Origin of the sequence: Lentzea sp. NPDC004782 (genome assembly GCF_040609115.1) — a bacterium.
Taxonomy (GTDB): Bacteria; Actinomycetota; Actinomycetes; order Mycobacteriales; family Pseudonocardiaceae; genus Lentzea.
In genome coordinates, this window is sequence record NZ_JBEXJN010000012.1 from 29352 (window position 1) to 51238 (window position 21887).

At 68.8% G+C, this 21887-nt stretch carries 16 protein-coding genes; 4 read left to right on the forward strand and 12 right to left on the reverse strand.

Going from position 1 to position 21887, the window contains the following annotated elements:
* Positions 1-52 precede the first annotated feature (52 nt).
* Complete coding sequence (locus tag ABZV40_RS13595; protein WP_355439739.1) at positions 53-4195, reverse strand: LamG domain-containing protein; 4143 nt, start codon at positions 4193-4195, stop codon at positions 53-55.
* Positions 4196-4496: 301 nt separating this feature from the next.
* Between ABZV40_RS13595 and ABZV40_RS13600 the strand changes: the two genes are divergently transcribed.
* From ABZV40_RS13600 to ABZV40_RS13610, 3 genes are all read left to right on the forward strand, one after another.
* Positions 4497-4631: a hypothetical protein gene (locus ABZV40_RS13600; RefSeq protein WP_355439741.1), complete on the forward strand. Its 135-nt coding sequence runs from the start codon at positions 4497-4499 to the stop codon at positions 4629-4631.
* A 249-nt stretch (positions 4632-4880) separates the two neighbouring features.
* Positions 4881-5534: a Crp/Fnr family transcriptional regulator gene (locus tag ABZV40_RS13605; protein ID WP_355439744.1), complete on the forward strand. Its 654-nt coding sequence runs from the start codon at positions 4881-4883 to the stop codon at positions 5532-5534.
* Positions 5535-5602: 68 nt separating this feature from the next.
* Complete coding sequence (locus ABZV40_RS13610) at positions 5603-5920, forward strand: hypothetical protein (protein ID WP_355439747.1); 318 nt, start codon at positions 5603-5605, stop codon at positions 5918-5920.
* A gap of 125 nt (positions 5921-6045) precedes the next feature.
* On the opposite strand, the gene ABZV40_RS13615 is transcribed toward ABZV40_RS13610, so the two are convergent.
* From ABZV40_RS13615 to ABZV40_RS13665, 11 genes are all read right to left on the reverse strand, one after another.
* Positions 6046-6906: a tachylectin-related carbohydrate-binding protein gene (locus ABZV40_RS13615; RefSeq protein ID WP_355439750.1), complete on the reverse strand. Its 861-nt coding sequence runs from the start codon at positions 6904-6906 to the stop codon at positions 6046-6048.
* Positions 6907-6921: 15 nt separating this feature from the next.
* A complete protein-coding gene (locus ABZV40_RS13620; RefSeq protein WP_355439753.1) occupies positions 6922-8289 on the reverse strand; it encodes a hypothetical protein in 1368 nt (455 codons plus the stop codon).
* Between the two features lie 19 nt (positions 8290-8308).
* Positions 8309-9352, reverse strand: a complete 1044-nt coding sequence (locus ABZV40_RS13625; RefSeq protein ID WP_355439757.1) for a YncE family protein — start codon at positions 9350-9352, stop codon at positions 8309-8311.
* Between the two features lie 367 nt (positions 9353-9719).
* Positions 9720-12026 carry a LuxR C-terminal-related transcriptional regulator gene (locus tag ABZV40_RS13630; protein WP_355440138.1) on the reverse strand — a complete coding sequence of 769 codons (2307 nt, stop codon included), beginning with the start codon at positions 12024-12026 and terminating at the stop codon, positions 9720-9722.
* A gap of 81 nt (positions 12027-12107) precedes the next feature.
* Positions 12108-14453, reverse strand: a complete 2346-nt coding sequence (locus ABZV40_RS13635; protein WP_355439760.1) for a LuxR C-terminal-related transcriptional regulator — start codon at positions 14451-14453, stop codon at positions 12108-12110.
* A gap of 490 nt (positions 14454-14943) precedes the next feature.
* Positions 14944-16095, reverse strand: a complete 1152-nt coding sequence (locus ABZV40_RS13640) for a cytochrome P450 (protein ID WP_355440141.1) — start codon at positions 16093-16095, stop codon at positions 14944-14946.
* A 107-nt stretch (positions 16096-16202) separates the two neighbouring features.
* On the reverse strand, positions 16203-16739 hold the full coding sequence (locus tag ABZV40_RS13645; protein ID WP_355440144.1) for an ATP/GTP-binding protein: 537 nt from the start codon (positions 16737-16739) through the stop codon (positions 16203-16205).
* Between the two features lie 52 nt (positions 16740-16791).
* Positions 16792-17202, reverse strand: a complete 411-nt coding sequence (locus ABZV40_RS13650; RefSeq protein WP_355439763.1) for a DUF742 domain-containing protein — start codon at positions 17200-17202, stop codon at positions 16792-16794.
* The gene (locus tag ABZV40_RS13655; protein WP_355439766.1) at positions 17199-17615 is read right to left on the reverse strand and encodes a roadblock/LC7 domain-containing protein; all 417 of its coding nucleotides are present in this window, start codon (positions 17613-17615) and stop codon (positions 17199-17201) included. The genes ABZV40_RS13650 and ABZV40_RS13655 overlap by 4 nt, the downstream gene beginning before the upstream one ends.
* Positions 17612-19003 (reverse strand): ATP-binding protein, encoded by a 1392-nt coding sequence (locus ABZV40_RS13660; RefSeq protein ID WP_355439769.1) that lies wholly within the window; start codon positions 19001-19003, stop codon positions 17612-17614. The genes ABZV40_RS13655 and ABZV40_RS13660 overlap by 4 nt, the downstream gene beginning before the upstream one ends.
* Before the next feature lie 990 nt (positions 19004-19993).
* Positions 19994-20455 carry a MarR family transcriptional regulator gene (locus ABZV40_RS13665; protein WP_355439771.1) on the reverse strand — a complete coding sequence of 154 codons (462 nt, stop codon included), beginning with the start codon at positions 20453-20455 and terminating at the stop codon, positions 19994-19996.
* 43 nt (positions 20456-20498) lie between these two features.
* Here ABZV40_RS13665 and ABZV40_RS13670 point away from each other — a divergent pair, with 43 nt between their 5' ends.
* Positions 20499-21860 carry an alpha/beta fold hydrolase gene (locus ABZV40_RS13670; RefSeq protein WP_355439774.1) on the forward strand — a complete coding sequence of 454 codons (1362 nt, stop codon included), beginning with the start codon at positions 20499-20501 and terminating at the stop codon, positions 21858-21860.
* Positions 21861-21887: the final 27 nt, after the last annotated feature.

The window sequence follows — 21887 nt, forward strand, 5'->3', positions numbered from 1 at the left end:
GTTTCCCCCAAGTACCGGACGAAAATGCGCTGATTGTGGTGCGACGTAACCGTCAGTGGACGACGCCGAACAGGCGGCCGGGGTCGTCGGCGGTGCGGTCGCCCTTGATCTCGTCGGGCGTCCGCACGCCCGAGTACAGGCGCACTCCCGCGATGCCGCCGTGCCAGAAGTCCGTCAGCGACCCGTTCCACTTCATCTTGCCGAGCCGGAGCAGTCCGGTGGAGTTCAGCCCGGTCACACCGGTCAGGCACGTCGACTGGCGCACCGCGTTCACGTACAGGCACGCGGTGCTCGTCGTGGCGTCGTACACCCCGGTGAGGTGCGTCCACTTGCCCCGCTCCGCCTTGGCATCGCTGTAGGCGATCTTCAGGCAGGGTGAGCTCGCGCTGCAGGAGAAGCCGAAGTTCCACTTGCCCTCGGGCTGGTCGTCCTTGCGGAACCCGAGCTCGAACGGCGGGCTGGCCGTGTCGTCGACCGAGACCGCCCCACGGGTCGTGTCGTCGGTCGCGTCCAGCTTCACCCACGCCTCAGCCGTGAAGGACTGGTCCGTGCGGAAACTGTCGGGCCGGCCTGCGGTCACGGTCCCGTCCCAGGTGAACTGGGCGTTCGCCGAGCTGCCCGCGACCGCCGTCTCGGCGACGTTGCCGGCGGGCGTGACGGCCGGCTGACCGTTCAGGTTCCACGTGGCGTCCTGATAGGACAGTCCGGCCATGCCGGCGATCTGCGACGCGGTCAGCGCCTGCTGCCACACCTGCACCTGGTCGACCGACCCCTTGAGCTGGTGCGTGATGCCGCCGACGTCGTAGGCGCCGATGGTGAACACGCCGCCGACGTTCCACGGCGCCGCGGGGAACGCCGAACGCCCGGCGAACCTGCCGTCCACGTAGATCTCGATGCGGTTCGTCTCGGTGTTGAACACACCGGTCACCAGCTGCCACACGCCGGACTTCGCCGAGTTGTCCGACACGTACGCCCAGTTCATGTGCGCGGCGGTCTTGTCGGCGGAGTCGCTGTTCACCCCGAAGATCCAGGCCTTGACGTCCGCCGAGTACCGCATCATGAAGCCCGGCACGTGCGTGTTCGGATCGGACTGCCCCATCACGCCGTAGTAGCCGTTGAGGTCGTCCAGCTTCACGTAGGCCGATACCGTGAACGACCTGCTGGTGTCCACCACGTCACCGGTGGTCTGGCCGTAGCCGGTGCCGTCGAGGTGCACGGAGTTGCCGACCTTGCCCGCCGTCCACGTGCTGCCGCCCGTGAACGTCGCCGGGCGCGGCGTGTAACCGTTGCCGTGGTTGCCGTTGTCCTGCGCCTGGTTTCCCGCGTCGGCGGCGGTGTTGCCGGACGACTCGTCGAGCTTCCAGTAGCCGTTCAACGCGGGCACCGGCGCCGGGACGAAGTTGTCGTCGGGCAGGCGGTTGCCCGACGACCCCGTGGCCAGCACCGCGGCAGCGCCTTCGGCGAGACCGTACTGGGCACGCGACACCGACGCGGTCGCCAGCGCGTGCACCTCGTCCGGCGACAGCGCGCGCTGCCACACCTGGGCGTCGTCGATGAAGCCGTTGAAGAAGGCCGTCCGCTGGCTGTTCCACTTCAGTCCACCGACGGTCAGCGGGCCGTTGGTCGCAAACCCCTTGCGCACCAACGAGTTCTGCTTCACGCCGTTGACGTACAGGGTCGCCGTGCCGCTCGGCGCGTCGTACGTGCCGGTGAGGTGCGTCCAGACGTTCAGCGCCGGCGCGGACCTCGCGACGACACGCGGGTTGTCAGGGCTGGTGGCATCCGTGGCGGGCAGGTTGAACGTCCACGTCTTCGCGTCCGACGAGTACTCGATGAACGCGCCGCTGTTGACGTTGCCGTCCTGCGCGATGACGGCGTGGTAGGCGTCCGGGCTGGTGTCGGCGATCATCGCCCAGGCCGACATGGTGAACGACTTCGTCGTGTCGATCACCGGGCCGTTCGCGGCCAGGTAGCCGTTGGCGGAGAAGTGCATCCCGCCCTTGACGCCGTCCTTGGCGTTCGCCGCGTCCGGCTGGGTCCAGCCGTTGCCCCTGCTGTAGCCGAGGGCCCACCACGCGTCACCGTTGAGCGCGGCCGGGTGCGGCGTGGCGCCAGGACGCAGAGCCGCGACGCTGTCCGATGTGGACGTGCCGTACGTCTCGTCGATCGCCCAGGCACCCATCAGGCCCTTCTCCGGCGTCAGCGGCTGCACCACGTACGAGCACGACGCCGCGTCCAGACCGTTGCCCGCGACGCAGTTCGCGTTCGGGCCCGGCTTGCCGGTCCTGTTCACCGCCTTGACCCGGATGATGTTCTGATTGCCGTTCGCCGCCGTCGCCGTCAGCTTGGCGGTCACATTTCCGTTCGCGTCCAACGCGGCGTCACGGGCGATCGTCGGCGAACCCTGCACCGCCGGATCGGAACCATCCGTGCTGTAGACGAAGTGATCGATGTCGTCCAGCCCCGGCGTGGCGAGCGGCACCGCGACCGAGAACGACGCCATGTCGCCCTGGATCTGCGGCTGCGCACCCGTCAACGCCACCGTCGGCGCGTTCGGCACCACCGTGTCGACATAGAACTCACAGTCCCAGTCCCACCGCGGCGAGTCCACCTCGCCGTCACCGACCCGGATCGCCCACTTCCACAGGCCGTCCTTGGTGATCCACCCGTCCGGAATCCAGTACTGCGCGGTCGATCCCGATGCGAACGCCGGGCGGTTGGCGTTGTTGTCCCGGTACGTGTTCGGCACGTCCGCCCCGTACGGGCCACCGCTCGTGGCGACCTCCGCCCACAACGTGCCGCCGTCCGGGTCCGACACCCACGCCGACACCTGCGGCGTCCGCGTGTCCACCCACGGCCGGTTCGCGCCCTTCACGCACGGCACCGTGCCGTTCTGCATCGCGTGCCCGGACGGGTTGTCCGGCACCGAGTCGTAGTTCACCTCGAGATAGGTGTTCAGACCGAACCTCCGCCAGCTCGAAGTGCGTTGGTGCGACTCGTCGTCGTCCGTACCCTTCAGGCCGAACGTGATGTTCTGCCACCCCTCGCCCGCCGCGCGCCGCACGATGTCCGTCGCCGTGACCGACATCGTCACACCACCGGCGTCCTTGCAGTTCGCCACGTTGCTCGATCCGACCCAGTCACGCAACACCGGTTGCGCGCCCCACGTCGTGCCACCACCGATCGCGTCCGTGCGCCACAACTCCGTCGCCGCCGGCGAACACGACGCCGTGTGCAACACCGGCGCGTCGAACCGCGCCCAGTGAATGATCTTGCCGATCACCGGAGCCGAGTTCATCTGCACATACGAATGCGACGTGCCGGCCTTGTCGTAGTTCTCGTACCCGGCCTTCAGATCGCCCAGGTCACCGCCGGTCGCGTCGTAGTTGCGCGCGCTCGGATACCCCGACTGCGTCACCACATGATGTTGCTGACCGCACCACGACGTGTTCGAACAGTAGTACTCCGGGTCGATCGACACCGGGAACTTCGTGTCCTTGCCCAACAACAACGCCGGATCCGGCGTCACCGAGATCGTGTCACCACTCACCTCGGTGGTCATCGTCGCCTGCTTGCCCGCCGCGTCCCACATGTGCGACGCGTCACCGGTGAACACGGTCTTGCCGCTGCCGTCCACCACATCCAGACCGTTCGTGGACACCTGCGCCGACTTCGCCGACACCTTGTTCTGGCCGGGACGCACCTGGGTCTTGCGCGTGTACGACCCGAACGCCACCTTGGCCAGCTTGGGATTGCGCGACGCCTCCGGGGTCTTGACCACCAGCAGCTCGGAGAACCCGAGCGTGTCCGCGGTGACCTTCAGGTCCACCCCTGGCCACACTTCGGGATACGTCGCGGACGCACCGTCCAGCACCGGCGCGGGCAGGTCCGATTCCCACGCGAGGCCAACTTCGGTATCACCCGAACCGATCTTCACCAGCGGCCCGCGCGCCTTCGAACCCTGGCCACCACCCGAGAACGTCACATCCACAGTGGACGCCTTCGGGCCGATCGTGCCGTCCGCGTGCCGCTCCAGGGTGGTGTCCACGTCGATCCAATGGTCACCGCGCTTCACACGCACCGGACGCACGTAGGAGCGCAGCTGGAACGACCCATCCGGCTGCGCCGACACCTCATCGGTCTCCGTCGTCAACGACGTGACCCTCACACTCTTGTTGCCCTGCTTGGCGAACACCTTCGCTGCCGCCTCAGTGGATGCCTCATCCGGCACCGCCGTCGGCGCCGCGTGCACCACGGGCGGGGCAAACAAAAGGACGGCGGCAGCAGCCACCGTCCCACTGATCAGTCTCGTCCCAACAACTCTCACACGCGCGCGTCTAAGCAGGGCGAAGCCCATTGAATCCCCCCAGATACAGGCGACCCGCCTCAGATCGCCAGCCAGCCAGAGCCTGGCACACGAGCCGTCACCAAACAACACATTCACAATCACACCGGAGATATATCGGGCAGAAAACCGCAAAACGGATGGAAGAAGGTTGCTTGCCCCGGCGACGCCTCACCGAACTACGCGTCACCACTGCCGTTCGGTGCGGGAAGCCGGAATCGACGCGCTGCTCGACCTCACCGACATCGTCAACGAAGGCGCCTACGGCAACGTCTTCCACCGCTGAGCCCACATCTCGTACAGACCGTCCTGCGCGATCTCCCGGTGGTGGTTCGTGCGGATGGGTCGCTGAACTTCTTCACGTCCACGGCCAGGACCACCCGCGGCTCGGCGCGCGGTGTCCGTTCCACGAGGGCCCCAACCGCACCGGTGGCGATCTGTTGTTCCGGACGTGATCGAGCGGTGTCCTGTTCCCGGTCGAATTTAGATCAATCGGGTCAGGCCGGGCGGGTGCACTTGCCGCAATCATGGAACCATGGGGAAGGACCGCTCTTTTTGGGGGATGCTCGATGAATCTGATCGCGCAGCGTTGCGAAGTGTGGCGACCAAGGTGGATTTTGCGCCCAAAAAGGTGATATGCCACCAGGGCGACCGGTCGCGGAACGTGCTCGTGGTGCGGCAGGGCCGAGTCCGGGTGACCAGGACCACCATCACGGGAGAGGAAAGCGTGCTCGCCGTGCGCGGCCCCGGGGAGATCATCGGGGAGTTCTCGGCGATCGACGGCGGCGCTCGCGCGGCCGCTCTGATCGCCGTGGACCGCGTGTGCGGCTTGGTGATCAAAGGCCAGGCGCTGAAGGACCTGTGCCACGCGCGCCCGTCCATCGCGTGGGCTTTGCTGTGCGTCGTGGTCTCGCGCCAACGCGCCACGAGCGACCAGCACGACCTGCGCACCGGGCCGGCGCTGTACCGGGTGGGCGCGGTCCTGCTCAACCTCGCACACCGCGAGGCGGACGACATGATCGCGACCGTGCCACTCAGCCAGCGCGAACTCGCGGGCATTGTGGGAATTTCTCGTGAGACACTGGTCAGAACGTTGAAAGTGCTGCGTGACGAGAACATAATCGCCACCCGGCGGAACGACATCAAAATTCTTCACGAGCACGAATTGCGCGCCCTGTGCGGCATATGACGCAGACTTCTCCGCGCGTCGGCGGTTTGCTCGGTGACACGAGTTCATCGAGTTCAGGAGTGGTCACGATGCGCCAGTCACTGCCCGACCCCGACTCCCGCGCACAGGTGCTGCGGGCCCGTCGCAAGCACATGGAGCAGGTGCTGCTCCTGATCGTGTACACGGTCGTGGAGGTGTGGGCGGTCGTCGCGGTGGTGGTGCTGCTCCAGGACGACGGCGTGCTCGCGGTCGCGGCGTCGATGGTGCTGGCCGGCCTGCTGCTGGCGTTGTGGGACAGCTGGCGGACGCTGCTGAGGTTCGGGCGGGCGTTGCGCGCGTGGTTGCCGGAGGAACTGCCCGCCGAGGAACCCAAGCCCGTGCGGGTGTCCCACCTCGTGCGGCTCTGAAAGAGGTGTGGCCGCGCAGGGGGTGCGGCCACACCGCATCTACTCGCGGCCTGAAGCCGTTGTCGCGACACGGGTTCACCCGGTTCACCCCCATCGGTGCTGGAGGCGGCCTCGGCTTCAGCACGTCAGTTCTTCTTCACCTGGTTCAGCCGGGTGATCACGGCCCCGCCGTCCTGCGGCCCGAACGAGGTGCACGCGGTGTCCCACGGGAACCGGCTGCACGCGTTGGACTGCACGACGACGTCCTGCTCGTTGTTCCAACCGCTGCCGATGATCTTCGCGCTCTTCCACGTGATGGCGACGGGGTTGTAGCTGTACCAGAGCAGGTTGCCGTTGTTCTGGTTCACGGCGTAGAACGTCTCGCCGCCCGCCGAGCTCAGGTTCTTCAGGTTCGCCCAGCCGGTGGTGACCGTCGTGGTGGGCTTGACCCACGTCGCCGTGGCCGCGGACCAGAAGTCGATGTAGTAGCGGTACATCGCGCCGGCGGCGTTGCGGGCGTAGACCACGCCACGGCTCGTTGCCACGATGGCGTTGTACTGGGTCAGCCCGGTGTCGAGCAGGGCGCCCTGCACGGCCCACTGCTTGGTCGTGAAGTTGTAGTAGTGCGCCTTGAGGTTGCCGAGGGTGTCGAGCGTGTAGATCACGCCGTCCTCGTCGACCGAGATCCGGTAGCGGGTGTTCGCCGCGGTGTAGGACCAGCCCTGGGCCAGCACCACGTACTGGCTGCCGTTGAACAGGTCCCAGTTGGTTCCGTTGTAGTGCAGCAGTCTCAGCTCACCGCCGGTGGTGATGCTGAACATCCACCCGCTCGGGCCGGCGAGCACCCGGCCCTGCCAGCCCGAACCCACCTGGTAGTTGTCGCCCCAGGCGAAGGTGCCGGTGGTCGGCGTCGAGTGCTCGAACAGGTGCAGGTCTCCGGTCGTGCCGCACGGGTAGACCGGAGCGAGGCCGTAGCGGGCCGTCAACGTGGTGCTGGGTCCTGGCATCTCTTGAACCACCCCTCAGAGGTTCAGCATGGTCGTGCAGGCGTCGAGGAGCACCCGCTCGGTCGTCCCGGCCGCCGCCGGGCCGCTCGGGCTGAACTTCAGCGGTGCGGGCCACGGGTAGAAGGTCGTCCACGTGCCGGCGCCGGAGATCGTGGCGTCGTCGATCCAGCCGGCCTCGTAGCCGAAGCGCATCCCTCCGCCGGTCTGCAGGATGCCGTTGGCCGCCACGTAACCCTCGGTCTCGTTGGCGTAGGCCATGACCCACAGCCGACCAGGGGTCTGGGCCCGCAGCCTGACCGCGTACTCCGAGAGGACCTCGTGCGACAGCGCGAGCACGTTCAGGCCGTCCATCTTCCAGCGCTGGATGGGCATCGGGAACACGCGCGGCAGGCCTTGGCCGGCGATCTGATCGAGCATGACCTCGGCGTGGCGGTAGCCGTAGTCCGTGGGCGGGGTGGTGTCGAGCCGCTGGTTGTAGGCGTTGCGCGCGCGGATGACCGCGGCCGGGTCGCCGAAGTCGACGGTCAGCTGGAGCTCGAGCTCTTTGTAGTACGTGCTGATCGTGCCGCTGAGAGCGCTCCAGCCGCCCGAGTTCACCATCTGCACGACCGCGTTGCCCAGGACGGTGCCCAGGTTGGTGACCTGGCTGGGCTGGTGCGGATCGTTGGGTTCCTGGTCACCCGCGGCGCCCTGGAAGAACAGCGCCTGCACGCCGAGCGCGTTGCTGATCACGTCGGTGGCGGCGCCGGGGTAGTCGCTGCAGAAGGTCGTGTCGTTGCCGCGTGCCACGGCGTGGCACGCGTATCCGAACAGGACGGTGTGCAGGCCGTTGTCGCTCGTGCGGCGGGCGATCAGCGCGTTGATCGTGGTGAGGACGTTGGGTTCCTCACAACGGTTGTAGCCGATCGTCGCGGTGCCTTCCTTGTACCACAACGTGACCGGCGTGCGGGCCATCGCCAGCGTCTGCTGCACGAGGGTGACCATCTGGTTGACGAAGACCGTGGTCGTGTCCTCGATGGCGCTGATGTCCGCGGGCGTGAGGTTCATCATCACGTACGGATCCGGCCGTGTCGTGCCGATGAACGGGCCGGAGTGGGTGTGGCTGCAGATGATCAGGAAGTCGCCGTTGTTGTTGCCCACCAACGGCACCACCGCGGATCTGATCGCCTGGTGGACGTATCTCGGGATGCTGATGACGTCGATGCGGAGCATCACCTTGGGCCCGGTGCCGTCGTCGATGAGGACGCACTGGGCGCGCAGCCTGCGGTCCACGAGGCCCTGGTTGCCGCGTGGAGCACCGCCGTAGCCGCCCATCCACAGGCTCGGGTAGGGCGGCCAGGTCGGGGTGTAGTCGAGGGTCTTGACGGCCATGGAGAAAGGCATCGCGGGTTCCTCCCGGCGCTCAGGCGGACTCGACGAACGCGACGCAGGTCGGCGTGTTCGAGTTGGGGGTCGACAGGGACTTGTCCGGCTTGCCGGTCGCGGTGTCCGCGGACGTGACCTTGCGGTTCTTCTCGTCCAGCACGAAGGCGCGGTCACCGTCCTTGCTCATCGTCAGAGGACCGTTCGCCTTGCCGTTGGGCTCCTTCGTCCTGACTTTGTTGGACGCGATGTTCACCGTCACGAGCTGCGCGTCCGTGTTGCGGCCCGTGTAGAGGCTCACGACCGCGAGCGTCCCGTCCGGGTGCACCGCCAGACCACAGGGAAGGCCCTCCAGCTCCGTCGAACCCACCTTGCCGCCGCGCAGGTCGAACGTGACGAGTTCGCGCAACGAGGCCGCGTAGAGGTTCTTGCCCTTGGGGTCGACGGCGAGCTCCAGCACCTGCTTCTCGGTCCTGAACGACCCGGCCACCGCGTTCTTCGCGGTGTCGATGATCGTGACGCCCTTGACCCGCTCGTCGCCGACGAACAGCTGTGTGCCGTCCGGTGTCAGCGCGAGCGAGCGCGGCAACGGGCCGGCCTTGATCCGGGCTCGCACGTCACCGGTCGCCGCGTCCACCACGGCCACGTGCCCGCTGGAACCATCGGCGCCGCTCGACCCGGTCGCGACGTAGACGACCTTGCCGTCGGGCGAGACCAGCACCTCGTTCGCGAAGCCGCCCACGGCGATCTCGCCGGTGACCTTCGCGGCGTCGACGTCAACGACGGTCAGTCCGGGCTCGAACGCCGTCGCCACGTACGCGCGCAGCCCGTCCGGCGATCCCACGACGCCGTTGGGCTGGCTGTTGACGGCGACGATCGTGGACTCACCGGTGAGGCTCGGGTCGGCGAGCTGCACGATCCCGTTGCCCCAGCGGTCCACGCTGCCGATGACCAGCGTCTTGCGTCCGGGGGCCGCGGAGGCCACTCCGGTGAACAGGCCGTGCCCCGCGACGCTCACCACGGCGCCGCTCAGCGCGGCGGTCAGCAGCGTGCGCCGGGACAGTTGTCGGTTCTTCGATGTCATGTCGTCTGTCCCCCTCTGGTCCAGGTCGACTGGTTGAGGATTCGACGCAAGGGACGCGCGTGTTATCACTGCGGGTAGCCATTTCGAGGTCCGTGACCAAGTTGACACCTCTCATAGCCAATTGATACGCACCGTGGCGATCACGTGACCTATCGCGTCTGACCTGCATTTATGAGCGAGGTCAAGGACGGGTCTTTGTGCTCTGTTGACGTAACGGACACTGATGTACGCGCGTACCACTGTCACTCAAAGTAATGTTTGGCTAACCAAAGCCTCCGGTAAAGCGATCAGGTTCGTACCCCAACGGACCCGCCACTGGTCGGTCGTCATGTCCGGCAGCGGTTCCACGGGCGACACACCCGCGCGGCTACGGAGATCGGGGCGGACGGCCCGACAGCCACGAGGTGACCTGGGTGCGGGAGGTGAAGCCGAGCTTCGCCAGGATGTTCTCGATGTGGGATTCCACGGTTCGTCTGCCGATGACGAGGGCGGTGGCGATGTCCCTGTTGCTCATCCCGCGCGCGACCAGCTCGGCGATCTCCTGCTCGCGCTTGGTCAGCCCGCTCGGCTCGCCCCCGTGTCCCGGTTTGGCCGACCTCGGAGGCTTCTCCCGCAGCGCGTACCGGATCACCTCGTCCAGGTCGAAGCCTGCCGCATCCGCGAAGGCCGCGTCGTACGTTTCGGCCCCGAGCGCCGAACGGGCGTGGGCGGCGCACTGTTCGTCGAGATCGCGGTAAGGGCTCATCTGGTCGATCCGTGCGCCGGTGAGCCGCCAGACCGCGTGGGCACAGCCCAGCAGCCGGGCGGCGCGGTCGTGTTCGGCGGCGGAGGAGCTGCACCACGCGAGCGCCTCGATCAGAAAACCGAGCAGCGTGCGGTCGGCCAGGCGGAGTGCGATGGCCTCGCGCAACAGGCCGGCGGCCTGCTGATGCTCACCCGTTCGCCAGCGGTGGGTGGCGACCGCCCACAGCGCCCAGCAACGGGACCAGTGCGCCTGGCGCTGCCCGGCCATGGCGAGGGCCTCGTCCGCTGCGGCCGCGCCTCGCGGGTCCGCGAGGAAGAAGCGCACGTTGGCGAGCAGGATCAACGTGTCGAACACGTGATGCTCGTCGCCGGTCCAGCGGAACCCGGCCAATGCCCGCTCCAGGAGGTCGGCGCCGCCGGTCAGGTCGCCGTCGAGGTTCCTCGCCATGCCGGAGCATTCCGCGTGCCCCGCGCGCAACCGTTCGTCGTCGAGCTCCTCGGCGAGGACAGCGAGCTCGGCCAGCATGTGCCGCACATCGGCCGCGCTGCTCAGGATCGCGAAGAACGACGCGGCGTACAACGCCTGTGCGCGCACGGTTGTGCGGTCGCGGTAGAGCTTCAGCCCGCGGCGGAGATAGCGGTGGCCCTCCAGCTCATGGCCGCTGCCGTACCAGTAGCGCCACAGGGTCGACGCGATGTCCAGAGCCTGGCTCGCCCGCTCCGGCCGCGACAGGCAGTGCTCCAGCACCGCCCGGAGGTTGGCGTGCTCACGTCCCATCCGGGCCAGCCACTCCAGCTGCCCGCGGCCGAACACCTCGGTCGCGAACGTCCGGGTGAGGTTCACGTAGTGCTCGACCTGCCGAGCCCGCACGTCAGGCTCGTCGCCGTGCTGGGACAGCTTGGCGCCGGCGTATTCGCGGACGGTCTCCAGCATCCGGTACCAGGCCTGCCGTCCGGACGTGCCGTCCTGGCGGCTGAGAACGGACTTGTCCACCAGCCCTGTCACGAGGCCGAGCACGCGGCGCCGGTCGGCCGCGTCGGCCGCGCAGACCTGTTCGGCGGCTTCCAGGTCGAACCCGCCGGGAAAGACCGACAGGCGCGCCCACAGCCGTTGTTCCGCGGGAGAACACAGCTCGAAGCTCCAGTCGATCGCCGCTTCGAGGGTTCGCTGGCGCATCCGCGTTGCGTGCGGCCGTGCCGCGAGCACGCTGAGGCGGTGGTCGAGCCGCTGCAGGAGTTGATCAGCCGACAGTGCGCGCATGCGGACAGCGGCCAGTTCGATCGCGAGCGGGATGCCCTCCAGCCGCTCGCAGATCCCGATCACCGTCGTCCGGTTGCCGGGGGTGAGCTCGAAGCCGGGCAGAACGGCGGCGGCACGTTCGACGAACAGCGTCACGGCATCGGACGGGCCCGCGCTCTCCTTCCCGGCCGGCGGCACGGCCAACGGCTGGACCTGCACGACGTGCTCGCCTTCCACGTGCAGCACGTGCCTGCTGGTGGCGAGTATCCGGACACCCTCGCAGGCCGCGAGCAACTTCCCGACGAGCGTCGCGCACTCGTCCGCCATGTGCTCGCAGTTGTCCAGGACGAGCAGCAGCTGCTTGTCCTGGAGGTGTCCGGCGAGCCCCGCCGTGTTCGTCGCGGCGGCACCACGCAGGCCGAGGGTGATCGCCACGCTGTTCGCCAGCAAGTGCGGATCTCGCAGATCGGCGAGCTGGACCAGCCACACGCCGTCCGGGAACGCTCTGAGCATCTCGGCGGCCGCCCGGAGTGCCAGCCGGGTCTTGCCGATGCCTCCGGTGCCGGTCAGCGTCACCAGCCGGGCAGCGGACAGCAGGCGCCTGACCTTTCCCAGGTCACGCCGCCTGCCGACGAAGCTCGTCAGCTCCGCCGGCAGATTGCCCGCGCTCCGTCGCGCCCCGGCACTCACGCCGGACGAGTCCGGAGCTGCTCCGATCTGGCCGGACCGTTCCACGCTGCCTGCGCCTAACGCTCGAAGTTGTCCGCACGGTCACGGATTTCGCTGGTTCTCCTGCTGGTGGACCCAGGCGCTGAGCTGGGTACGTGTGAAGAAGCCGAGCTTGGTCAGGATGCGTGCCACGTGGCCTTCAGCGGTGCGCTGTGCGATCACCAGCCGCGCGGCGATCTCCTTGTTGGTCAGTCCCTGCGCGACGAGCTCGGCGACCTGCCGCTCGCGGCGGGTCAGCTGCGTGTCCGCGTCTGTCGTCGCGGCGTCGGCAGGCGTGGCGGGGATCGGCTCCTCCTCTCCGAGCGCGCAGGCGACGGCGTGATCCAGGTCGAAGCCGGCGCCGCGGTCGAACGCGGCCTGGAAGGCGCGGTCACCGAGAGCCTGGCGGGCCCGCTGCTCACACGCCTGGTGCGGGACGTTCCAGTGCGGCGAGGTCTGCAGGAGCGACTCACCGCCCACCAGCGCCCAGAGCCGGTGCGCCGCGCCGAGCAGCACCGCGGCCCGGTCGGTCTCGCGCACCACGCCCGCCACCCACGCCAGCAGTTCGACCGTCACCGCCGTGCCGATGGTGTCGTTGAAGGCGTGCGAGAACCGCAAGCTGTCCTTGGCATGAGTGCTCGCCCGCGCCAGTTCGCCGTGCTGCCATTCGATGTTGGCGAGCACGTGGAGCGCGTAGGCCCTGGCCCACTTCTCGCCGTGCCGCTCGCAGAGTTCCAGGCTTCGCCGGCACAGCTCGGTGGCGCGGGCGAGGTCGTCGGAGTGGAGGGCCATGGTGGACGTGTTGCAGGCGATGATCAACGTGGTGGTCAGTTCGCCGGTGGCCTCGAACCGTGCCAGTGCGTCCTCGAACAACGCCCGGGCTCGCTCCGGGTCGCCCTGCTGCCAGGCCGCCGCTGCGAGGTTGGCGGTGGCGTAGGCCGATGTGGCCTCGTCACCCAGCTGCTCGGCCAGGTCCCGGGATTGCCGCGCCATGCTCGCCATGCCCGCGATGTCGCCTTGCGTGACAGCGAGGTGGGCGTTGACCGCCAGGGCGGCGGCCCGTTCCGCGGTCGGCTCGGTGTCCAGGCTCAGCGCGCGGTCCAGCCAGTGGCGTCCCTCGGCCGAAAGGCCGCAGCTGAGCCAGTAGAAGTGCAGGACTCCGGCCAGCCGAAGCCCGGTTCGGGACTCGCCGGGAGTGCTGAGACAGAACTCCAGCGCGAGGCGGAGGTTGGCGTGTTCGGACCGGATGCGGGTGGCGATCTCCAGTTGGTCGGGACCGAACCAGCGGGCCTCGGCGCGTTCGGCCAGCTTCAGGTAGTGGTCGCGATGCCGGCGGCGCAACGCCATTTCGTCCTCGGTCGTGCGCAGGCGCTGGAGTCCGTAGTGCCGAATGGTGTCCAGCAGCCGGTAGCGGGCCTGTGGGCTGTGCTCCCGGTCTTCGCGGATCAGGATCGACTTGTCCACCAGCCCGGCCACCAGGTCCAGCACCTGGTGGACGTCGATGCCGTCCCCGGCGCACACCGCCTCGGCGGCGTCCAGGTCGAAGCTGCCGGCGAACACCGACACCCGAGCCCACAGGATCTGCTCTGGTGGCGAGCACAGTTCATGGCTCCAGTCGACCACCGCCCGCAGCGTCTGGTGGCGAGGCAGCACCGCTCGGCCGCCTCCGCGCAGGAACTGGAAACGGTTGTCCAGCCGGCGCAGGACCTGCTCCGGCGAGAGCACCCGCAGCCACGTGGCAGCCAGCTCGATCGCGAGCGGCAACCCGTCCAGCCGGTGGCAGATCCGTGCCAGCGTCGCGTGGTTGCGGGCATCCACGGTGAAACCGGGCCGCACGGGTGCCGCGCGCTCCGCGAACAGCCGGATCGCCTCGTTGCTGACGAGTTTCCCGGGCTGGAGCGGGCTTTCGGGATCGGGCAGCGGCAGTGGCGGGACGGTCAGGACGTGTTCGGCCGAGATGCCCAGAGCGTGCCGGCTGGTGGCCAGAATCCGCAGACCTGGTGCTGCCACGAGCAGATCGACCGACAGCTCCGCGCAACGGTCCGCCAGGTGCTCGCAGTTGTCGAGCACGAGCAGCAGTTGCTTGTCGTGCAGATGGTCCGCCACGGCTTCTCGAGGCGGCCGCGCCGACCGGTCACGCAGCCCGATGGTGTCCGCGACCGTCTGGTCCAGCAGCGTGTGGTCCTGCAGCGCGGCCAGCTGGACCAGCCACACCCCGTCGGTGAAGGCCCGCTGCAGTCCCGCCGCGACCCGCACCGCCAGCCGGGTCTTGCCCACACCGCCGACACCTGTCAGCGTCAGCAACCGGGTGGTGGACAGCGCCTGCCTGGCCGTGGAGATCTCCTTTCGGCGGTCCACGAAACTCGTGGCCTCGGCGGGCAGGTTGCCCCGTCGGTGCGACGGTTTCATGCCCGGCCTCGAAGGTCTCTCATCCGTTCAGTGTCGTTTCCGGTCAAGCCCAGCCACATCCCCGTATGTGCTCAGGTACATGTCCCGGTTCCTCCGCGGGGGTTTCCGGAGAGCCTTGTCTCTTGCTCACGTCTTTTCCTTGTCCACCAACAGAGCGAGGTAATCACCGTGCAGGAGACGTCCCATCAGGACTCGGATGAACGAGTGGGGCCGTCATGATTCGCGCGCAGGCCTTCGCCGGCGGCAGCGTGGTTCATCTCTGGATCGCGGACACGCTCACGGTGTCCGAGCACGCCTTGTGCGGCGTCACCGGTCCTGCCGTCCGTGATCGGACTGGTCAGTTGTGCTTGTCCTGCTGGCGCGCCCAGGGTGGCTTGCTCGGCTCGGCGTTCACCCGGGCGACCACGGCGCGCGGCCGCTGACGGGCAAGCTCGGACACAGCCCTCACCGCGACAGCGGACCGGAACCGCCCCCCGGTCCGCTGTCGCAACTACGCACTCACCGGGTTCGGTGCCGGCGTCGGCGTGAACTGGACGGGGAGGGCGGACAGCCCTCGCATCCAGACCGACGGCCGCCAGACCAGGGCATCGGGCGACACCGCCAGGGTGACGTCGGGCAACCGGTCGAGGAGGACCTCGACGGCGGTCCTGGCGATGATCTCGGCGAGTTCGGGTGCGGGGTGGACACAGCGGTGTTCACCGTGGCTGAAGGACATGTGGGCCCGGTTGCCCGTGGAATCGGCACACGAGTCCGGCCGGATGCCGGCGTCCGCGTTGGCTGCCGCGAGACCGAGGATGAGCAGGTCGCCCGCGCGGATGCGCTGGCCGCCGAGGTAGGTGTCCTGCGTGGCGAACCGGCCTGCCATGTTCTGGGTGGGTGTGTCTTCCCAGAGGACCTCGTTGAGCGCCTGGCCGATGCTGTTGCGGCCACCGGAGAGTGCGAGGGCGAAACGGTCGTCGGTGAGCATCAGCCGGATGGTGTTGCCGATCCAGGTCGAGGTCGGCAGCTGACCGGCGTTCATCACGACGACGATGTCGTTGACGATCTCGTCGTCGGTCAGAGCCGCCGCGTGGCCCAGCAGACGTGAGGTCATGTCGTGGCCGGGGTGCACCCGCCTGCTGTCGACCAGCTGCACCACGGCAGCACGAACCCGCGCGAAGGCTTCCAGGGCGTCGGCACCGCCGTCGAAGGCGATCCCCATGTCGCGCACCAAGGTCATCGCTCCGGCGTCGGACATGCCGCACATCTTCGCCACCGCCAGCAGCGGAATGGGGGCTGCGTACTGCGCCGCCAGGTCGGCTTCACCGGTGCCGGCGAAGGTGTCGATCAGCCTGTCCGCGATTCGTTCGCATTCCCGGCGGAGCTCGAACGGGTCGATCTGGGAGAGCGCGTCACTCACCGCGCCCGCCCGGCGCCGGTGCTCCTGCCCCTCGGCGAACAACATGGACGGCTGGTACGCGAACAGGGGAAGCAGCGGCCAGTCCGGCGGGATCCTGTCCCAGGCGTTCCAGCGACGGGGGTCGCGAGCGTAGAGCTGGGGACTGCCGGTGACGTGGAGGAGCTCGCGGTAGCCGAGTACGAGCCAGGCGGGGACGTCACCGTCGAGCAGGACCGGGGCGACCGGGCCGTGCTGGTGCCGCATGTCGCGGTACAACTGGCCCGGGTTGTGCTGGAACTTCGGCCCGTGCAGCACGGTGGGCCTGGGAGGGGCGGCGTGTGCCGGCGGCGGCGAGAAGTGGTGCGGGGTGGTCATGACGTGGTCTCCTGGGCGGCGGACAGGGCGTAGAGGTGGTTGACCAGGGCGATCAGCACGGACTTGCTCGAGTCACGCCGCCGGGCGTCGCAGTCGATCAGCGGCACCTCGTCGGACAGCGACAGCGCGTCCCGCACCTGCTCCAGGCTGTGGACCGGCGGCTCGAAGTTGTTGCGGGCGACGATGAACGGCATCCCGTGGTGTTCGAGCCGGTCGATGGCGTACCAGGAGTCGTCCAGGCGCCGGGTGTCCACCAGGACGACCGCACCCAGTGTTCCGGCGAACAGGCCGTCCCACAGGAACCAGAACCGCGCCTGGCCCGGAGCGCCGAACAGGTACAGCACCAGCTGGTCGTTGAGGCTGATCCGGCCGAAGTCGAAGGCGACCGTGGTGCTGGTCTTGCCCCGCACGGCGCCGACGTCGTCGATCCCGGCACCGGCCTGCGTCATGGTCTCCTCGGTGCTCAGCGGACGGATCTCGCTGACGGAACGGACCATCGTCGTCTTGCCCACCCCGAACCCGCCGACGATCACGATCTTGACCGCGTCCGCGGCGGTGCCGGCCAGCGGAGGGCAGTCGGCCGGGTCAGAGCTTCTGGAGTCCAACGAGCACCTTCTTCAGCAAGTCGACGTTGGGCAGCCGCTGCGCGCCGGCGTGGTTCTCCGAGGAAGAGCGACCTTCCGGGGACCGGGGGCCGGCGTGAGAGCGGACGGAGGGATGGCGGGCGGAGACCCGGCCGGTGTCGAGCAGGTCGCACAGCAGGATCTTGACGACGCTGACGGGAAGGCCCAGGGCCGCGGAGATCTCCACGACGGCCATCGGCCGATGGCACATGCGCAGAATCCGGATGTGCTCGGACTGCATGCCCGGGCTGGGCGCGCCTTCGCTGATGATCAAGGTGACCAGGTCGAACGCCGTCTCGTGGGCGCGGCTGCGCCCTCCGGTGACGGCGTAAAGCCGGTCCGGGGTCTCGTCGTCGAACGGGCGCCTGATCATGGTCTGTGGCTCGGTTCCTGTTCTCGCGGCGCTGCGATCAGGTGGTCACCGAGTTGCTCGACCAGCTCGTTCATGTTGTGCCCGACCAGACCCACGTCGGCGGCTTCGGATGCCACCACGGCGAGATGCGCGCCTTCTCCTGCCTCGACGATGAACAACAGCCCGCCGTGGAACTCGATCATCGACTGTCGCACCCCGCCGTTGCCGTCGCCGAACTCGACGGACGCACCGTAGGAGAGGCTCTGGATGCCCGAGGCGATCACGGCGAGCTGGTCGGCGCGGTCGACGGTCAGCGCGGAGGTGTGGCAGAGCTTGAGGCCGTCCCTGGACAGCACCAGTGCGTGCCGGGCGCCGGACGTCCGGGCCAGCAGGTTCTCCAGCAACCAGTCGAGGCCGGGGTTGGTGGTGGTCATCTGGATTCCTCTTCTGGGGAGCGGGTGAGGTGACGGCTGGGGTGCTGGCTCCTGCTGGTCTGCCGGAACGCGCTGAACCGGTCGCCGATGTCGCTGCGCGGGCGTGCCGGTCCCGGTTGGGGAGCAGGAGCGGGCAGGAGACCTGTCATCGCCGTCTGCCCGCGGTGGCGTTTGGGCAGGACCGGTGGATCACCGGGTTCCGGCGCCGCGTGCGCTCCCCCGGAGGAACCGCTCGCCCGGGGTGGCGCGGGCTCGGGTGTGCGCTCGGCTGCCGGCATCACCGGACCGGTGCCGCCGTTGCGCGGCTCTGTGATCAACTGGCGGGGGATCAGCACCACCACGCCGGTGCCCCCGCGCGAGGACGGCCGGAAGGAGACGGTCAGGCCGTGCTTGTGGGCCAGGCAGCCGACCACCGCGAGCCCGAGCCGGGTGCCCGACAGCGTCGTGAGGTTGAGCGGTCCGGCGGAGACGGTCTCCTCGGCGCGGCGCAACGCGGCGGCGCTCATCGCCAGGCCCCCGTCCTCGATGGTGACCACGACGCCGGCGTGCACTTCCTCCACGTACACGTGCACCTCGTCGGAGGGAGGGGAGAAGCTGGTGGCGTTGTCCATCAGCTCGGCGAGTGCGTGGATGACGCCTTCGGCGGCGTACCCGGCGACGGCGACGGTGCTGTTCGAGTGCATCCGCACCCGTTGGTAGGCACTGATGCGGCTGACCGCTCCCCGCAGAACGCTCTCCATCACGATCGGCTTCGTCCAGCGCCTGCCGGAGCGCGCACCGGTGAGGACCGCGATGCTGTCCGCGAGGCGGCTCGCCTGTGCGGTTGTGTGGTCGAGCTTCAGCAGATCGCCCAGGACGTCCTCGGCGTAACGGTTCTCCATGTCGCGCAGGTCCGCGAGCATGCTGGTGGTCAGCGCCTGAACCCGGCCGGCAGCGTTGGCGCACGCCGACATCGCGGCCGTGCGCCGGCGTTCACTGCGGCCGATCTCGTGCGCCAGCGTCCGCACGATGCGCTGGTGGACGGCATCGGCCGGTTGCGGCACCTCGGCGAGCACGGTCTCCACCGATTCCCCGTCGCGCAGTCGCTTCACCACGGCCGACAGCGTGTCGTCGTTGAGCCGAGCGGCGTCGGCGTGCATCCGCGCGACCTGCACGCGGAGCTGTGCGGCTGCCTGTGCCGTGTATGCCACGACCGCGACGGCGATGCACAGCAGGACAGCTGCAGTGACGCTGAAGGCAACGACGAACGGGTCGTCAGCGGCAGGTGTCCGGGCGGTTGCCCAGAGGCAGACACCCCCGATGACCACCACCGCGGCCGGCAGGGTCAGCAGCGCCCGTCCGATCGGCGAACGTGGTGCCTGACGGCTGACGGATGTCTGTGCGGCCATTGCTCGAGTCCTCGGGGGCTGTCGGCGGCAGAAAAAACTCGGTCGTGCCTGGCTTCCGGCCAATTACCGTCCACGACGGAGAAAGTGGGCGGCGTGCGGGTGTGACACGGGGGAATTCGTGCGGCGATAGCGGTTCTGAATCTGTTCACCGCGTCCGGAACTCGGGTCGCCCGGGCGGGTCGAGATGTTGACGCCGTCTCTGCTGCAGAGGGCCGGATCGTGATCGGCACGTGATGCACGAACGATTGCAAAGCATGGCGAACCTTTTTGGGCACGAGCGCTTTTCGCAAACCGGACATTCCGGCTTCCGGACCGGTTCTTCCCCGTCCTGACGGAAAGTCGCTGTTCAGATGAGGACTGCGGCGCCCTGGGCCTTCTGGCACCCCTTGTCCGGCTGATCGGCCAAATCACGTGCACTATTTCGCTCGACCGGGTGATTCGTTACATCCCCTGATCGCGAGCCCGTGACGTGGAGGCCGACCACGCGCCGCAGACCAACTCCGGGCCGCCGAACCAGGATCAGGTGAATCGAGTGCGCGGGAATGATCGCCCGCTGTCGCCGGCCGCCGGTCACACTTGCGTCAGATGCTGTCGAAGAATCTCGTCGTCTCGTTCCGCGTTCACCGGAGACGCCTGCCTCTTCTGCCTTCACCTGTTCGATCCGGTCGGCGCCGCTCGCACCCGCGGCATCACGGTCCGCCCGAGCCTCCGGTCACCCGACTGCTCCCCCGCCGGCGCGATCACGAGAATCACCGACAGCGGTTTCGGGGCGGTGCCGATCAGCCGCAACCAACGCCAGTGCACTTCATTCGCGGTCAAGTGCACCGAGCTGCGACCAATGTTCCTTTTTGCAGTTCGACGCGCGTGAACCCTGATCTGAGGGTCACCGAGACCGCCTTCGACGGCCGCCTGGTTGCCGGACGCAAGCAGTTTCCTTCAACCCGAGTAGCACCGCTCGTGTCGGACGCATCCCCGGCCGACGGCGTCCGGTCAGAACTCGCCGCGCAGGCGGGCCGCGGCGCGTTCGTGCCGATCGGTCGCCGAGCGCAGGAACCGGACGATGGCGTCGAGTTCCGCGTCGCTGTAGTCCTCGAGTTCCGCGTGCGCCTCGGCCAGCCGCTCCCGCAGCAGTTCGGTGACGGTCCGGACGGCGCGCTCGGTCGGCACGATCAGCACCCGCCTGCCGTGCGTCGGATCCGGTCTCCTGTGCACGTAGTCGGCCTTGATCAGCCGGTCGACCAGCGCGGTCACCGAACCGGGGGTCAACCCGAGCATTCGCGCCAGCTTGCCGGAGGGCAGCGGGCCGTGCCGGAACACCAGATCCAGGCAGCGCAGGTCGGTGCGGTGCACACCGAGGTGGTCGGCCAGGGCCTGGTCGTCGGCGTCGATGGCGGCCTGCAGGTCGGCCATGGCGGCGCCGAGTGCGGTGGTCAGCGCCTCGCGGTCGGGCATGCCACCAGTGTAATGTTTGATCGTCAAACATTATGGAGGTGTCATGCGCTGGAAGATCGCCGTCGTCGCGCTGGTGCTCGCCGCGGTGCCCGCGCCGGTGTCCGCCGCACCGGGCATCGGCTGGGCGCCCTGCCCGCAACCGCAGGCCGCGAAGTACCACGCGGAGTGCGCCACCCTCTCGACCCGTGGCGTGACGCTCGCGCTGCTGCGGATCCCCGCCACGGGCACCTCGCAGGGCCCCGTGTTCGCCGACTCGCAGGAGATCGACGGCTACGGCGGCAGCCAGATCGACTTCTTCCTGCGGCACGGCGACAACTACCTGGCCCGGTTGCCGCAAACGCACCGCACGCACGACATCGTCCTGGTCGACCCGCGCGGGCTCGGCGCGAGCACGCCGGTGCGCTGCCCGATACCCGCGCACGACCCCGCGGTACCGGCCACGCCGCTGGACACCACCCTGCACGGAGTCTCGGTGTACCTCCACTGCCGCGCCGCCACCGGCCCGCTGATCGCCCGCACCGGCCTCGTCGAGCAGGCCGACGACCTCGACGCCGTGCGCGTGGCGCTCGGCGCGCCGCGGTTGGACTTCCTCGGCCAGGCGACCGGCGCCGAGTTGGGCGTCGTGTACGCCGCTCGCCACCCGGAGCGCACCGGCCGGATCGCGTTGGACACCGCCGTCGACCCGTTCCTGCCGGCCGCGCGACGGGTGCTCGACGCGGCGCACGCCGAGGAAGCCGCGTTCGACCGGTTCGCCGCCTGGTGCGCCGCCACGCCCGCGTGTCCGCTGGCCGGTCAGGACGTTCCGGCCGTGCTCGACGAGGTCGTGGCGCGCGGCGTGCCCGGCCTCACCGGCGACGAGGTGCGCATCGCCGTCGGTCAGTTCCTGCTCGGCTATCCGGTCGCCTGGCCCGGCATCGCACACGCGCTCGTCGTGGCGCGCGACGGCGACGCCGGCGAACTCGCGCCGTACGTCGCCCTGACCTACACCGAACCCGACTACACGGCCGGCCACGCGCAGACTTGCGCCGACCACCCGAGCGATCCCGCTCAGCTGGCCACGCTCGCACAGCAGGTCCGTGCGGCGGCGCCGCACACCGGCGGCGTCTCACTGCACTGGGACGCGCTGATGTCGTGCACCGGCTGGCCCGACGGCCCGAGCCTGGCCGAACGACTGCCCGGCCACCTCGTTCCCGCCTCGCCGGTGCTCATCACGGCAACGGCCGACGACCCCATCAACCCGACGGCGTGGGCAACCGACCTCGGCGCACGGATCGCTGGCTCCCACGTGCTGATCGCACCTGTGGACGGACACGGCGCGTTGGACAACGCACCGCGCGCCGCAGACGCGATCGACAGCTACCTGACGACCGGCGCACTACCGTCGCATGAGGAACAGGCCTTGTGAGTCCTGGTCTTGAGCGGGTCGGCGCGG

What these genes read in the sequence shown, in the direction of transcription:
- ABZV40_RS13640 (WP_355440141.1), bottom strand. Translation starts at nt 16,095, where the DNA reads ATGCGGCACCAGCACGGCCCGGTCGCCCCGGTCCTGCTCGACGGTGAC.
- ABZV40_RS13655 (WP_355439766.1), bottom strand. Translation starts at nt 17,615, where the DNA reads ATGACCACCACCAACCCCGGCCTCGACTGGTTGCTGGAGAACCTGCTG.
- ABZV40_RS13635 (WP_355439760.1), bottom strand. Translation starts at nt 14,453, where the DNA reads ATGAAACCGTCGCACCGACGGGGCAACCTGCCCGCCGAGGCCACGAGT.
- ABZV40_RS13620 (WP_355439753.1), bottom strand. Translation starts at nt 8,289, where the DNA reads ATGCCTTTCTCCATGGCCGTCAAGACCCTCGACTACACCCCGACCTGG.
- ABZV40_RS13625 (WP_355439757.1), bottom strand. Translation starts at nt 9,352, where the DNA reads ATGACATCGAAGAACCGACAACTGTCCCGGCGCACGCTGCTGACCGCC.
- ABZV40_RS13605 (WP_355439744.1), top strand. Translation starts at nt 4,881, where the DNA reads ATGGGGAAGGACCGCTCTTTTTGGGGGATGCTCGATGAATCTGATCGC.
- ABZV40_RS13670 (WP_355439774.1), top strand. Translation starts at nt 20,499, where the DNA reads ATGCGCTGGAAGATCGCCGTCGTCGCGCTGGTGCTCGCCGCGGTGCCC.
- ABZV40_RS13660 (WP_355439769.1), bottom strand. Translation starts at nt 19,003, where the DNA reads ATGGCCGCACAGACATCCGTCAGCCGTCAGGCACCACGTTCGCCGATC.
- ABZV40_RS13650 (WP_355439763.1), bottom strand. Translation starts at nt 17,202, where the DNA reads ATGATCAGGCGCCCGTTCGACGACGAGACCCCGGACCGGCTTTACGCC.
- ABZV40_RS13615 (WP_355439750.1), bottom strand. Translation starts at nt 6,906, where the DNA reads ATGCCAGGACCCAGCACCACGTTGACGGCCCGCTACGGCCTCGCTCCG.
- ABZV40_RS13610 (WP_355439747.1), top strand. Translation starts at nt 5,603, where the DNA reads ATGCGCCAGTCACTGCCCGACCCCGACTCCCGCGCACAGGTGCTGCGG.
- ABZV40_RS13665 (WP_355439771.1), bottom strand. Translation starts at nt 20,455, where the DNA reads ATGCCCGACCGCGAGGCGCTGACCACCGCACTCGGCGCCGCCATGGCC.